This window comes from Paenibacillus sp. 01T443, assembly GCF_056398325.1.
Genome location: NZ_JBFTPE010000004.1, coordinates 38,365 through 53,000, shown reverse-complemented (window position 1 = coordinate 53,000; position 14,636 = coordinate 38,365). Strand labels below are relative to the sequence as shown.

The 14,636-nt window shown below is 47.1% G+C and carries 14 protein-coding genes and 1 pseudogene; 14 read left to right on the top strand and 1 reads right to left on the bottom strand.

The window, feature by feature from the left end:
- The first annotated feature begins 27 nt into the window (after positions 1–27).
- Genes fliD through fliT form a run of 3 tightly spaced genes read left to right on the top strand, consistent with a single transcriptional unit; the run spans position 28 to position 2,229 of the window.
- Positions 28–1,494: a flagellar filament capping protein FliD gene (gene fliD / locus AC1DLI_RS06450; RefSeq protein ID WP_477600732.1), complete on the top strand. Its 1,467-nt coding sequence runs from the start codon at positions 28–30 to the stop codon at positions 1,492–1,494.
- Positions 1,495–1,505: 11 nt separating this feature from the next.
- Complete coding sequence (gene fliS, locus AC1DLI_RS06445; RefSeq protein WP_477600730.1) at positions 1,506–1,931, top strand: flagellar export chaperone FliS; 426 nt, start codon at positions 1,506–1,508, stop codon at positions 1,929–1,931.
- Entirely contained in the window at positions 1,891–2,229 is a 339-nt protein-coding gene (fliT, locus tag AC1DLI_RS06440) for a flagellar protein FliT (protein ID WP_477600728.1), read from the top strand. The genes fliS and fliT overlap by 41 nt, the downstream gene beginning before the upstream one ends.
- A gap of 209 nt (positions 2,230–2,438) precedes the next feature.
- On the opposite strand, the gene AC1DLI_RS06435 is transcribed toward fliT, so the two are convergent.
- Positions 2,439–2,606 carry a transposase gene (locus AC1DLI_RS06435; RefSeq protein ID WP_477601177.1) on the bottom strand — a complete coding sequence of 56 codons (168 nt, stop codon included), beginning with the start codon at positions 2,604–2,606 and terminating at the stop codon, positions 2,439–2,441.
- Positions 2,607–2,678: 72 nt separating this feature from the next.
- Here AC1DLI_RS06435 and AC1DLI_RS06430 point away from each other — a divergent pair.
- From AC1DLI_RS06430 to argF, 11 genes and pseudogenes are all read left to right on the top strand, one after another.
- Positions 2,679–2,924, top strand: a pseudogene (locus AC1DLI_RS06430) (type II toxin-antitoxin system PemK/MazF family toxin); the annotation flags it as partial.
- Positions 2,925–3,121: 197 nt separating this feature from the next.
- On the top strand, positions 3,122–3,319 hold the full coding sequence (locus tag AC1DLI_RS06425; protein ID WP_028608231.1) for a cold-shock protein: 198 nt from the start codon (positions 3,122–3,124) through the stop codon (positions 3,317–3,319).
- Between the two features lie 254 nt (positions 3,320–3,573).
- Positions 3,574–4,119, top strand: a complete 546-nt coding sequence (hpf, locus tag AC1DLI_RS06420) for a ribosome hibernation-promoting factor, HPF/YfiA family (RefSeq protein ID WP_477600726.1) — start codon at positions 3,574–3,576, stop codon at positions 4,117–4,119.
- A 139-nt stretch (positions 4,120–4,258) separates the two neighbouring features.
- Positions 4,259–6,766: a preprotein translocase subunit SecA gene (gene secA / locus AC1DLI_RS06415; RefSeq protein ID WP_477600724.1), complete on the top strand. Its 2,508-nt coding sequence runs from the start codon at positions 4,259–4,261 to the stop codon at positions 6,764–6,766.
- 67 nt (positions 6,767–6,833) lie between these two features.
- Positions 6,834–7,941 (top strand): peptide chain release factor 2 gene (gene prfB / locus AC1DLI_RS06410; protein WP_477600722.1). Its coding sequence is split into 2 segments (ribosomal slippage): positions 6,834–6,905 and positions 6,907–7,941, totalling 1,107 coding nucleotides; the frame shifts between segments, so codons are not numbered across the junction.
- 87 nt (positions 7,942–8,028) lie between these two features.
- Entirely contained in the window at positions 8,029–8,913 is an 885-nt protein-coding gene (locus tag AC1DLI_RS06405; protein ID WP_477600720.1) for a YitT family protein, read from the top strand.
- A 302-nt stretch (positions 8,914–9,215) separates the two neighbouring features.
- Complete coding sequence (argC, locus tag AC1DLI_RS06400) at positions 9,216–10,265, top strand: N-acetyl-gamma-glutamyl-phosphate reductase (protein ID WP_477600718.1); 1,050 nt, start codon at positions 9,216–9,218, stop codon at positions 10,263–10,265.
- A gap of 64 nt (positions 10,266–10,329) precedes the next feature.
- Positions 10,330–11,571, top strand: coding sequence for a bifunctional ornithine acetyltransferase/N-acetylglutamate synthase (gene argJ, locus AC1DLI_RS06395; protein ID WP_477600716.1), 1,242 nt, complete (start codon positions 10,330–10,332; stop codon positions 11,569–11,571).
- 51 nt (positions 11,572–11,622) lie between these two features.
- The gene (gene argB, locus AC1DLI_RS06390) at positions 11,623–12,408 is read left to right on the top strand and encodes an acetylglutamate kinase (RefSeq protein WP_477601175.1); all 786 of its coding nucleotides are present in this window, start codon (positions 11,623–11,625) and stop codon (positions 12,406–12,408) included.
- Between the two features lie 5 nt (positions 12,409–12,413).
- Positions 12,414–13,616: an acetylornithine transaminase gene (locus tag AC1DLI_RS06385; RefSeq protein WP_477600714.1), complete on the top strand. Its 1,203-nt coding sequence runs from the start codon at positions 12,414–12,416 to the stop codon at positions 13,614–13,616.
- Positions 13,617–13,661: 45 nt separating this feature from the next.
- The gene (argF, locus tag AC1DLI_RS06380; RefSeq protein WP_477600712.1) at positions 13,662–14,621 is read left to right on the top strand and encodes an ornithine carbamoyltransferase; all 960 of its coding nucleotides are present in this window, start codon (positions 13,662–13,664) and stop codon (positions 14,619–14,621) included.
- Positions 14,622–14,636: the final 15 nt, after the last annotated feature.

Here is a 14,636-nt window from a genome sequence, read left to right as displayed (position 1 = left end):
GATATTTAAAATGAAGGAGTGATGATAATGCGTCTAAGCGGACTTGCGTCTGGTATGGATACAGATGAAATTGTAAAGAAGTTGATGAGTGCACAGCGAATTCCACTGGATAATATGTCGCAAAAAAAGCAATTACTGGAGTGGAAGCGCGACGATTATCGGGCGCTAAACAACAAAATACTGGAGTTTCGTAATGCAGCATTCGATATGAAGCTTCAGTCCAGTTATTTGACAAAGAAGGTTAGTTCAACACATGAGCAAATTGTATCTGCAGTTGGATCGGCTGTTACGAACGATGGCCAGTATACAATTAAGATAAAGGATTTGGCAAAACCGCCGGCGATTAATTCCGCTGCGCTTACTGGCAAAACTGGTAGCTCGGCAGTAGGTTTAACTGCTGATGCAACACTTGCTATTGAGGGGAGTAAAGGTACGGCAAACATTATMATCGATCAAGACGAAACAATTGATGGTTTAGTAAAGGCCATTAATCAAGAATCGGYAGCAACTGGTGTGAAAGCATCATTCGATAATACGATGAAACGAATTTTTTTTACATCGACTACAACAGGAGACGCATCGGAGATCAAACTTAATAATGGAGCTTCCAATGATTTGAATACCGTTTTGGGAATCGGCACTTACGCGAAAGGAACCGACGCTGTAGTTGAATTTAATGGAATCGAATCAAGATATTCGTCGAATACATTTACGATTTCTGGCATAACGTTTACCGCCAAAGAGAAGAGCGACACCGTTGTGAATGTAAATGTCGCTCAAGATACACAGGCAACGGTTGATGTTATTAAAAACTTTGTTGATAAATACAATTCACTTATAGATGAAGTTAACAAAGAGTTGCTCGAGAAGAGAGAAAGGAACTATCAACCGCTAACTAGCTCTCAACGCGATGAGATGAGCGATGACGAAATTGAAAAGTGGGAAGCCAAGGCAAGGAACGGAATGTTGGCTCAAGACCAGTTATTAACCAGCGGTTTGACGAATTTACGCCGTTCTTTATCTGATGCTGTAGGTGGACTTCCTACAGGCCAATTAAATAGCTTGGCAGATATCGGTATTTCAAACACGAATATTAAGAGTTCGGGTATCAGTGGATCTTATTTAGATTTAGGTAAACTCTACATTGATGAAACAAAACTCAAGAATGCAATAACTAACAATCCTGAAGAAGTGATGGCATTATTTACTACGGATAGCACGACAGAAGCGAATGACGGTATTGCAACTCGATTGTATGTGAAAGCGTCTGGTTTGTTTCAACAAATAGCTGATAAGGCGGGTAGTAAAGAATCCCTCGAGAGCAACTATTTGATTGGTAAAGAGAGTATTGCGATAAGCAAACAGATGTCTAATCTCACCGTCAGATTGCAAGATCTTGAAACTCGGTATTATAAACAATTTTCTGTTATGGAATCTTACATTAATAAAATGAACTCCCAAAGCACTTGGCTTAGCCAACAGTTTAGCTCATAGGAGGATATGGAATGCAATTACAGCAGCGTAACAAGTACTTGGAAACAACAATTCAAACAGCTACTCCAGCTCAACTACTCCTAATGCTGTATGATGGCGCAATACGTTTTTGTCGCCAGGGTATTGAAGCGATAAAAGAAAATAGGTACGCGGATGCCAATACTTTTTTAATAAAAACACAGAATATAATAAATGAGTTTATTATTACTATTGACAGATCATCTCCAGTTGCAGAAAATTTGCTTCGCTTATACGATTATTTCAATGTGAAGTTAATAGAATCGAATACAAAGAAGAGGACTGAACCTGCCGAAGAAGTGCTCGCCCATCTAGTAGAATTAAAAGAAACCTGGATGCAAGCCGCCAAACAGCATAATCAATTGGCTGGTCAAACAAATGGAAACACGTATACAACAACTCATTCAACTGTCGTCTAACTTAATTGCTACTATTGATAGCTGGGAGTTTGAGGATTTGGAGGCATATATGGAGGAGCGGGACCATATATTCACTGAATTAAACCAAGTCCTTTCTGTATCTGAGCAGACTTCATCCTTTCGTTCCCAAGTGGAAAGAATAATAGAAATGGATACCGTTATTATCGGCAGAATGACGGTTAAGCTTGCTGAAATTAATATTGAAATAGATAAAATTACTAAAGGGCGCCGAACGAAAACTTTATATGATTCTGGCTCTTATGGCGATGGAAGCCTTTTTTTTGACGCAAAAAGATAATTAAATGGACCTGTTTCGTTAAGGACGTCATGTCTCTAGTGGACAGGTTTTTTTGTGTCAACAAATATTAAACATCTAGGGTAAGGAATTAAGCCTCTTCGCAACTAGCAATGATACTCGAGCAAAGGTGTTCTACCAATTACCAATAAGTTTTTGGAATTCGGACAAGGGAATTGGTTCAGGTACGAGCGAAGAGTGAATCCAGTCCTTTAGCACCATCGGTGAGAATACGACTGGGTAATGGCAGATATCTTGTAAAATCTAGCGTATTCGGTACGCCTTGCTTCATCAACAGCGTCGTTTACAGCTTGAATAATATGAAACAACTTATCAAAGGTAATCAAGGCACCAGGGTAGTACTCTGTTGCTCCCGTGATTGAATAACATTTGGTGCAGGTAGGTGCTACTGGATCACGGTATGGAGAAAGCAGGGTTCTTCGGGATAACCTATGTCTGAAACCGAATTTAATGATCTAACCGGATTTGCAGTTGTGTGTCCTATCACCAACCAAGCAAAAGATTACGTCTTTGAAGTTCTACTGCCGGAAGGCCTTCCGTTTACTGGAGTCATTCTAACGGATCAATTAAAGAGCTTAGATGTGAGAAAGCGCAAAATTAAAGTCGTTGGCAGCAATTCGAATGATTCGGAAGTCATGAAGGTATTCCTCCGGAATAATCGATCAATCTTTGCATAAGACAAACCTACTATAAATACGGGAGTTGAATGTATCTTTTTCGACATGAATCGCCAACCGAAATCTCCCGTAAACCCTCAAATGAATTCGCTTACAATAAATTGTTTGACAATTCCGTGAAGTGGGTGTTATAGTCAAATTGTGGGTTATACAATGAGATGCCTCACAGTATTTGAAGATGAAGGGAATGTTTGCACATGCAAGGTAAAGTTAAATGGTTTAACGCAGAAAAAGGTTATGGATTTATCGAGACTGAGCAAGGCGGCGACGTATTTGTTCATTTCTCCGCTATCCAAACCGAAGGTTTCAAAACACTTGAAGAAGGCCAATCCGTCGAATTCGATATCGTTGAAGGCGCTCGTGGTCCACAAGCAGCAAACGTAGTTAAACTGTAATCATTCGGCTGATCCAGCCAACCTATATTTTGGATCATTAAACAAGTAAATAACATAAGCTCCGGGAAACCGGGGCTTTTTTTTGTGCATGATAAGCTCATTGACTGTACTGTATCGCGAGGCTTAGCTGCGTTGATTTTAAATCTACTAGTTCTACAGCATTAATTATCTGAAAATTCTAAATAAAACAAAAACTATTTTGATTCGAGCACTTACATATGATATAATAAACCCATGTAAAGGAGGAGTTCCCCATGAACTACAACATTCGAGGTCAACACTTTCAAGTGACAGACGCATTGAGAGACTACGTCGAAAAAAAACTCAGCCGATTGGATAAATATTTTGAAGCACCAATCACCTCCGATATTAACGCAACATTATCCGTCACCAAAGGTAGACATGCAGTTGAGGTGACCATTCCGCTCACCGGTGTCATGCTAAGAGCCGAGGAGAAAAGCGAGGATATGTACGCATCCATTGATTTGGTCGCGGACAAACTCGAACGACAAATACGCAAACATAAAACGAAAGTAAATCGTAAGTTCCGCCAAGGCAGCGGCGTACGCTCCTTATTCAAGGAGGAAGGCTCAGCAGTGGGCGTTCTGGAGGAAGAAGACGATTTGGAACTCGTACGTACCAAACGTTTTGCGCTCAAGCCTATGGATGTGGAAGAAGCGATTTTGCAAATGAATATGGTAGGGCATAATTTCTTCGTTTTTTCGAATGTAGACAACAAAGAGATTAGCGTTGTTTACAAACGCAGCGACGGAAAATATGGATTAATTGAGCAAGGCTAACCGTCATTATACTTAAATAAAAGGGCCTTTTCTCCAATATGGGGAAAGGCTTTTTCTTTTAGATGCATCCTCGTTGCGGCGGTGTCGACAAACTGATACAATTTAATGCAAAGAGGCGTCATTACGAAAGGGGAATTCCATGCTCGGATTAGTGAAGAAGATATTTGGTGACCATAACGAGCGCGAGGTAAAACGGCTCCAGCGGACGGTAGATGAAATAAATGCGATAGAGTCGAAGTTTACGTCTTTATCCGATGAAGCGCTGCGCGCGAAGACTGAGGAATTCAGAGCGAGAATTGAAAAAGGCGAAACGCTAGACAAAATTTTGCCGGAGGCTTTTGCAACGGTGAGAGAGGCTTCCAAGCGTACGCTTGGCATGCGTCACTTTGATGTGCAACTGCTCGGCGGTATGGTTCTGCACGAAGGCAAGATCGCGGAGATGAGAACAGGTGAAGGTAAGACGCTTGTTGCGACGCTCCCGGTTTATTTGAATGCTTTGCTGGGCAAAGGCGTTCACGTAATTACGGTCAATAACTACCTGGCTCAGCGTGACAGCGAGCTTATGGGTGAGTTGTATGGCTTCCTAGGCATGACAGTCGGCTGTAACCTACACGGCTTGTCGCATGACGAGAAGCAAGAGGCTTATGCTTGTGATATAACTTACGGTACGAACAATGAATTTGGATTCGATTATTTGCGCGACAACATGGTTCTTTACAAGGAACAAATGGTTCAGCGCCCGCTTTATTTTGCCATTATCGATGAAGTGGATTCCATTCTAGTCGATGAAGCGCGGACGCCGCTTATTATTTCGGGACAAGCTGCGAAATCGACAGAGCTTTATTTTGCCGCTGACCGCTTTATTAGCCGTTTGAAACCTGAAGAGGACTTCACGATTGATATTAAGCTGCGCAGCGTTATGCTGACGGAATCAGGCGTTGAGAAAACAGAGAAGGCTTTCCAAATCGAGAACCTATTCGACCATGCGAACGTAACGCTCAACCACCACATTCAACAAGCGCTGAAAGCTAACTTTATTATGAAGCGCGATGTTGATTATGTCGTGGAAGAAGAAGAGGTTGTCATTGTCGATGAGTTCACGGGCCGTCTAATGTCTGGACGCCGTTACAGCGATGGCTTGCACCAAGCGATTGAAGCGAAAGAGCAGCTGAAGGTTCAGAACGAGAGCATGACGCTTGCGACGATTACCTTCCAGAACTATTTCCGTATGTATCGCAAGCTTGCAGGTATGACGGGTACGGCGAAAACAGAGGAAGAAGAGTTCAAGCGTATATATGGTCTTGATGTTATTCAAGTGCCTACAAACCGTTCTATGATCCGTAAAGATATTGCGGACGTTGTCTATAAATCCGAGAATGGCAAATTCAAAGCGGTTGTAGAAGAGATCGTCGAGCGCCACAGCAAAAACCAACCGGTACTGGTAGGTACGATTTCCATTGAGAACTCTGAGAAGCTGTCGGATATGCTGAAACGCCGAGGCGTGACGCATAAGGTGCTAAATGCGAAGTTCCATGCAGAGGAAGCGGAAATCATTTCACGCGCGGGACAAGCCGGCTCTGTTACGATTGCAACGAACATGGCTGGTCGTGGTACGGATATTTTGCTGGGCGAATCCGTTGCTGATCTTGGCGGCTTGCATATTATCGGTACTGAGCGTCATGAAAGCCGTCGTATCGATAATCAGCTGCGCGGTCGTGCAGGACGTCAAGGTGATCCGGGTTCTTCGCAGTTTTACTTGTCGCTTGAAGATGAACTGATGCGCCGCTTCGGTTCGGAAAATATTATGGGCATGATGGATAAGCTGGGACTCGATGAGGATCAGCCGATTGAAAGCCGCATGATTTCGAGAGCAATTGAGTCGGCTCAGAAGCGTGTTGAGGGCAATAACTTCGACATCCGGAAGGTCGTCTTGCAATACGATGATGTAATGAACCAACAACGTGAGGTTATTTATAAGCAGCGCCGTGACATTCTTGGATCGGAGAACATCCGCCAGGAAGTAATGGATATGATCAAACCTGTTATCGACCGCATTGTTGAAGCACACTGTTCAGAGGATATTCCGGAGGAGTGGGATCTTCAGGCCATTGTGGATTACGCGCACGCTACCTTCCTTCAGGAAGGATCTTTGTCCAAGGAAGAAATTTGGGGCAAAGAGAAAGAGGAGATTATCGACTATATTTATGAAGAGGTCGTTGCTTCTTACGATGAGCGCGAGGAAGAGCTTGGGCCTGAAACGATGCGTGAATTCGAGAAAGTTGTCGTGCTGCGTGCAGTAGACAGCAAATGGATGGATCACATCGATGCGATGGACCAGCTTCGTCAAGGTATCCATTTGCGTGCATATGGCGGTACGGATCCGCTTCGCGAGTATCAATTCGAAGGCTTCGAGATGTTCAAGGAAATGGTCGAGAGCATTCAAGAGGAAGTCGCTAGATATATCATGAAGGCGCGCGTGGAAAGCAACCTTGAGCGTCAAGAAGTAGCTCAAGGCCAAACGACGACGACTAGCGGCGGCGGGGAAGCGATCGAGAAACGTCCGGCTAAACGTGAGGAACGCGTTGGCCGCAATGATGTTTGTCCTTGCGGTAGCGGCAAGAAGTATAAGCTTTGTCACGGCAAGTAAGGAACAGCCATTGAGTGCCTGGCATAAAATAGAGAATGAACAATCATTTTGAGGTGAAGCGGAAGCTATGATAGACATAACGGTTAAACAAGACCTGCGTGAAATGGCCAAGCGTCTCCAAGAACTCAGGGGGTCTCTTTGACTTAGATCTTAAGCAGGAGATCATTGCCAATTTCGAAGAGAAAATGACGATGCCGGATTTCTGGGATGATAATGAAAAGGCGCAAGGCGTTATTTCCGAAATGAATGCGGTGAAGTCGGTCGTTGATCATTACGATAGGCTAAAAAGCGAGCAGGAAGACCTTCAGATGATGCTAGAGCTGGCCGAAGAGGAAAGCGACGAGTCACTCGCCGCAGACGTTGTAAACGGCACTCAGAAGCTTATGCGCAAAGTGAGCGATTTTGAGCTTCAGCTGCTGCTCAATCAGCCTTACGATAAGCTCAATGCGATTCTAGAGCTGCATCCTGGAGCAGGCGGTACGGAGTCGCAGGACTGGGGACTCATGCTTTACAGGATGTATACGCGCTGGGCAGAGAAGAGCGGCTTCAAGGTAGAGCTTCTTGATTACTTGCCTGGCGATGAGGCTGGTATTAAAAGCGTCACGATTTTGGTAAAAGGCTTTAACGCTTATGGTTATCTAAAGGCCGAGAAGGGCGTACACAGGCTTGTCCGTATTTCTCCATTTGATTCCGCGGGCCGTCGTCATACGTCGTTTGCTTCTTGCGATGTCGTTCCCGAAATCGATGACAGCATCGAGATTGAGATTCGTACTGAGGATTTGAAGGTGGACACGTACCGTGCAAGCGGTGCGGGCGGCCAGCACGTCAATAAGACGGAATCGGCGATCCGGATCACGCATATTCCTTCAGGGATTGTGGTAGCCTGTCAACAGGAACGTTCACAAATTCAGAACCGGGAGCGAGCGATGAAGACGCTTCGTTCCAAGCTGTATGAACGGAAAATAGAAGAGCAAATCAAGCATCTCGCTGAAATTCGCGGCGAGCAGTCCGAGATTGCATGGGGCAGCCAAATTCGTTCTTATGTATTCCACCCGTACAGCATGGTGAAGGATCACCGTACTTCGGTGGAGACGGGAAATGTAGGCGCAGTTATGGATGGCGATATCGATGCTTTTATTGACGGGTATTTGCGTCATCAGATTCGTCATGATTAAATAAACAGCTTTGGGGAAGAGTTCCGACACGATATGCGTGTGGAGCTCTTCTTTTTGCGAAAATCAGCTTGCGAGGAGATAAAAGGCATGAAAGAGAGCACGATGAAACGAAGAAAGGGAGGACGCAGCTTAAGTCCCAGAGCCCAGTCGGCGTGGAGCATTGTCCAACTGCTGATTGGTTCGGTTATTGTGGCGATTAGCTTCAATATGTTTATGGTGCCAAATGGGATTGCTTCAGGCGGGGTTTCGGGGGCGTCTATTCTAGTTCAGAGAGTGGCAGGCATAACGCCTGCGCTGACGCAGTGGGCAATCAATATACCGTTGTTTATCGCAGGCTTATGGCTGCTGGGCAAACGATTCGGGGCGAAAACGGCGCTTGGCTCCGTCATATTGCCGCTGTTCGTATTATTGACGGACGGCTTCAAATCTCCGACCGACAATCCCCTTCTTGCAGCAATTTACGGTGGCATTGGGGTCGGTCTAGGCCTTGGGCTTGTTTTTCGAGGGGGTGCTTCAACCGGAGGTTTGGATTTAGCTGCACAAATTTTACATCGTTATACAGGGCTTCCGCTAAGTCTAGCCATCGTTTGCTTTGACGGATGTGTGATCGTGGCAGCCGGCTTTATCATATCGCCAGAGGTTGCGCTTTACGCATTGATCGGGTTGTTCGTGACAAGCAAGACGATTGATTTTGTACAAAGCGGATTGCAGCTCTCTAAAGTGGCTTTTATTATTAGCGAACGTTCAGAGGAGGTCTCTGCGTCAATATTGAATGATTTGGACCGGGGCCTGACGCGGCTTGATGGACAGGGGGGCTACACGGGAGCTGGGCGCACGGTCCTGATGGTTGTCGTGGGGCAGAATGAAGTGCCGAAGCTGAAACAGATTGTGCGAACGATCGATCCGGGAGCTTTTGTTATTATTAGCAATACAGCTGAAGTGCTGGGGCAGGGATTTAAGTTGGAGAGCTAATTGGCCAATTGTATATCATTTTTAATGGTTGTATGATATTGTTAAATGAGAACAAATGTTCTTGTTTTTAATCGAATAAAACTGTTAAACTGCCTAAATAGTCGATAATTGTTCGTTGTATTAATATTAATTCGAATGTATAATAATACGAAGTAATGTGCGTATTTCCATCAACTGCCGAATGTTGTACAATTATAAGTTGAGGAAGAAGACAACCTTTCCGCATGCGGAAAGAGCAATAGATACAGCTGCAGCACCGTTCATATTACGAATGCAGCATTTCGTTTCGGGGAGAGATTAACATGAGCACAAAGGTGAAAATAGCGATTATCGGATCAACCGGCTACGGCGGTGTAGAGCTCATTCGATTGCTCGCATCGCATCCGCTCGCAGAGGTTACATCGGTCATTTCTTCATCCAGCGCGGGGACGTCAATTACGGAAGGCTATCCGCATTTAACAGGCATTCGCGAGGAACTGCTCGATGATGTCGAGCCTGCAGCGATTAAAGCAAAAGCAGATGTCGTTTTTCTTGCTACGCCTGCCGGAGTGGCAGCTAAGCTGGTTCCTTCATTACTTGAGGCTGGTTTGAAAATCATTGATTTGTCCGGGGATTTCCGATTGAAAGCACCCGGCCTATACGAGCAGTGGTATAAAAAGCCTGCTGCAGATGAGGCATACTTGAATCAAGCGGTATTCGGTCTGGCAGAAATATACGGGGATCAGGTTCAGGATGCTCCCTTTATTTCGAATCCGGGCTGCTACCCGACTGCCACGCTGCTTGGGCTTATCCCTGCGGTCAAAGCGGGCTGGATTGATCCTTCTACTATTATTATTGATGCTAAATCCGGTGTTTCTGGTGCGGGCCGCGGCGCATCGCTGGGCACCCACTACTCCGAGCTGAATGAAAATTTAAGAGCTTATAAGTTAAATAAGCATCAACATATCCCGGAAATTGAAATGGTGTTATCCGATGCGGCTAATGAGCCTGTTGTGACCACCTTTACGACGCATCTCGTGCCGATGACACGCGGCATTATGTCTACGATGTACGCTTCGGTTCAAGGTGAGCATAGCACGAATGATTTCATCGAGCTGTATCGCAACTACTATGAAGGCCGTAAGTTTGTTCGTATTCGCCCGGATGGCCAGTGGCCTTCTACGAAGGAAGTATGGGGCTCCAACTATTGCGATATCGGCTTTGCTGTCGATGAGCGTACGGGACGTATAACCATTGTTTCGGTAATCGACAATTTGGTTAAAGGCGCTGCGGGTCAAGCGATCCAAAACTTGAACCTGATGATGGGCTGGGACGAGACGCTTGGTTTGCAGTTTGTTCCCGTATATCCTTAAAGCGAAATTATATCTTTTGATCTCATATCCATATTCATACAGGTGAAGGAGAAACGATTTTACGATGGGACAGGATAATACGACAGCTTTGTTCTCGGTCGTCACGGACGGCTCGATAACAACGCCTCAAGGCTTTACGGCAGGCGGACTGCACTGCGGTCTGAAGAAAACGACACGCCATGATCTTGGCGCAATTGTTTGCGAGGTGCAGGCTTCGACAGCCGGCGTGTATACAACGAATGCGTTTCAAGCTGCTCCGCTGCAAGTCACTCGTGAGAGTATTGCCTCTGGCGGCGTGCTGCGCGCTGTGCTTGTCAACAGCGGAAATGCCAATGCTTGCACAGGCAAGCAAGGCGAAGCGGATGCGTACGAGATGCGGTCCCGATTCGCGGAATCTATCGGGGTGTCGGCGGATCATGTTGCGGTTGCTTCAACCGGCGTAATCGGTGAGCTGCTCAAAATGGACAAAGTGCGCAGCGGCATTGACGGTCTTCCGGCTAAGCTGGGTGGCGATCGCGCAGGCGCGGATGATTTTTGCCAAGCGATACTGACGACCGATTTGGTTCAGAAAATGGTATGCGTAGAGCTTGAGCTGGACGGCAAACGCGTTTACGTGGCAGGTGCGGCCAAAGGCTCGGGCATGATTCATCCGAATATGGCAACGATGCTTGGCTTTGTGACGACGGATGCGGCTATTGGCAGCGACGCGCTTCAGCAGTTGCTGCGCCAATCGACTGATTTGACGTTCAATATGATAACGGTTGACGGCGATACCAGCACGAACGATATGCTCGTGGCTATGGCGAGCGGACTTGCAGGCAATAAGGAGCTAACGCCTGAGCATGAGGGCTGGGCAGCATATGCGGCAGCGATTCGTTATGTGTGCGAGGTGCTGGCGAAAGCTATCGCACGCGACGGAGAAGGCGCAACCAAGCTCGTTGAGGTGCAGGTGAACGGAGCGATCAGCGACGATTCTGCCCAAGCGATTGCGAAGACGGTTATCGGATCGTCGCTCGTGAAGTCCGCCGTATTCGGCGCGGACGCGAACTGGGGCCGTATTATCGCGGCGGTAGGCCGGGCAGGCCAGCCGGTTAATCCAGAGACGGTAGACATCCGTCTGGGAGATATTTTAACGTTAGAGCAATCTCGTCCTGTTAGATTTGATGAAGAGATTGCCTTGGAATATTTAAAAGGCGATACGGTCGTCATTCGTGTAGACCTACATAATGGTGAAGGACAAGCAACGGCATGGGGCTGCGATTTAACCTATGATTATGTCCGGATCAATGCGGCATATCGGACATAAGCAAAGTAAACGCTTGGAGGGTATGAATCAGTGACGGAGCAACGGTTTGTTATGAAATGCGGAGGCAGTACGCTTGCGGCGCTTCCGAATAGCTTTTTTGATGAGCTGCGCGAGCTGCAGCTTGCAGGTATTCTTCCGGTCATCGTGCACGGCGGCGGTCCTGCTATATCGGAGACGCTCGTTAAGCTAGGCATCGAGACCGGATTCGTGAATGGCTTGCGTATTACGAATGATGCTGTTCTCGATGTAGTTGAGATGGTGCTTGCGGGACGTATCAATAAAGAAATCGTACGTAAGATCCAGATCAATGGCGCGAAGGCGCTCGGTTTATCAGGCGTTGACGGTATGCTCATTCAGGCTCAGCCGGTATCGAATGCGGCGGAAATCGGTTTCGTTGGCGACGTCACGGACGTGAACGCGGCGATTATAGAGGGCGTCATGGGAATGGGTTATATTCCAGTCATTGCCCCAATCGGGATTGACGATCAAGGCCAGCGCTACAATATCAATGCGGATACAGCGGCAGGCGCTGTCGCTTCTCATCTAGGGGTAGAACGTATGATTGTCGTGACGGATGTTCCGGGTATTTTGAAAACGGTCGATGGAGAGAAGCAAGTGCTTCCCGTTGTTTCCGTGGCAGAAATCGAAGAGATGATCGTTAGCGGTGAAATCTACGGCGGCATGATTCCGAAAGTGCGCGCAGCGATACAGTGCATACAAGGCCGCGTGCGTGAGGTTGTCATAGTAAGCGGCGAGGTGCAGGGTGTGTTGACCAAGGCTGTCCGCGAGGGCGGCGTCGGTACTCGAATTGTTCAGACGAATGAAGGGCGGGTGTAAGGTCGATGAGCGAGACAAATACAGCTTCGGCTGTTGACCAATCATTATTTCCTACCTATGCAAGGTATCCGATCGCATTGGTGAAGGGCGACGGAAGCTGGCTATGGGATGACCAAGGAAATAAATACCTAGATTTCATGAGCGGTATTGCCGTTACGAATCTCGGGCATGCTCCTAAACAAATCAAAGAAGCTTTAATCAAGCAGCTGGATGAGCTGTGGCATGTATCTAATTTGTTTCATATTCCAAACCAAGCGGATGCAGGCAAGCTTATCACCGATAACAGCTGCGCGGATGCTGTTTTTTTCTGCAATTCGGGCGCCGAGGCGAACGAAGCAGCGATAAAGCTGGCTCGTCGTTACAATCAGAAGGTTTTGAATAACGGCCGTTTTGAAATCATTACTTTCGAACAATCCTTTCATGGCCGGACCCTTGCAACGCTTACGGCAACGGGCCAAGCCAAGGTGAAGGAAGGTTTTGCACCGCTTCCCGAAGGTTTCAAAACCATCCCATTGAACGATCTGGCTGCGCTTGAAGCGGCTGTTTCGGATCAGACAGCAGCCATTATGCTGGAGATGGTTCAAGCGGAGGGCGGTATTTATCCGGTTGATCCTGTCTATTTGAAGGAGCTTGTCGCTTTATGCGAGAGGCAAGGCGTTCTGCTTATCGTGGATGAGATTCAGACTGGAATGGGGCGTACGGGCAAGCTGTTCGCGTATGAGCATTACGGCATTGAACCTGATATTTTCACCATGGCAAAGGGTCTCGGAAGCGGCTTCCCGGTCGGCGCTATGGCAGCGAAGGAGAAGCTTCGCGAAGGCTTTACCGCAGGCAGTCATGGTTCGACGTTCGGAGGAACTCCAATCGCGACAGCCGTTGTGAAAGCGACGCTTGAGACGATTGTGGGAGAAGGTCTTTCTGAGCGTGCTGCGCAAAAGGGGAAGTATTTGATTTCGCAGCTTCGGGAGAAGCTGGCAGGGAATGCTTTCGTAAAAGAGGTGCGCGGTCTTGGTCTGCTAGTAGGCATCGAATGCGTGGAGCCGATTGCGGAAATATTGAACCAAGCGCAGAAGCGCGGACTGATCGTTATTTCGGCAGGACCGAATGTCATTCGCCTATTGCCTAATTTGTTAGTTACGGATGAAGAAATCGATTTGGCAGTTTCGCTTTTGGCAGAACTGCTGGAAGAGAAGCGGCCCGTCGTTTAATAAGATAGACATGCAGATTGTTTGAACCTGAAGGAGGGCTATACCATGCAAGGAACTGTAAACGAGGAATTGGCGCAAAGCTTAAAGGGGCGCGACTTTCTAATGCTGGTGGATTTCAAGCCGGAGGAAATCCGATACTTGATCGATCTTGCCATTGACCTGAAACAAAAGCAAAAAGCAGGCGAAACCCACCATGTGTTAAAAGGAAAAACGCTCGGAATGATTTTTGAAAAATCCTCGACGCGTACGCGCGTTTCGTTTGAGGTCGGCATGTACCAGCTGGGCGGACAAGGGCTTTTCCTTAGCGGAAATGACCTGCAGATCGGTCGCGGTGAGACGATCTGGGATACAGCTCAGACGCTGTCCCGCTATCTTGATGGTATTATGATTCGTACATTCGCGCACCGTAAAGTAGTTGAGCTTGCCCGCGGGGCGACGATTCCGGTTATCAACGGTTTGACGGATCTTTCGCATCCTTGCCAAGCCCTAGCGGATTACCAAACAATTCTTGAGCAAAAGGGCCGTCTGGAAGGCTTGAAAATCGCTTACATTGGCGATGGCAATAACATGACGCATTCCTTGCTGATGGGTGCTGCAAAGCTTGGTCTTCATATGTCGGTTGCGACGCCTGAAGGCTATGAGCCGGATGCGGATATCATTCAGCAAACGAAGGATCATGCCGCTGAGACGGGATCGAAAATTCATATTTGCCGCGATCCGAAGGAAGCGATTGCTGATGCAGATATCGTATACACTGACGTGTGGGCGAGTATGGGGCAGGAAGCGGAGCAGAAGGAACGTGAGGTTGCTTTTGCCGCTTATCAGGTGAACGAGGCGTTAACGAAGTACGCGAAAAAGGATTACCTCTTTATGCACTGCTTGCCGGCTCATCGCGGCGAAGAAGTGAGCGAGGGTGTAATCGACGGCGACAGCTCCATTATTTTTGACCAGGCGGAAAACCGTCTCCATGCGCAAAAAGCGATCATGGCTGCAATTATGTCCTAGCTTAACCGCTTAACG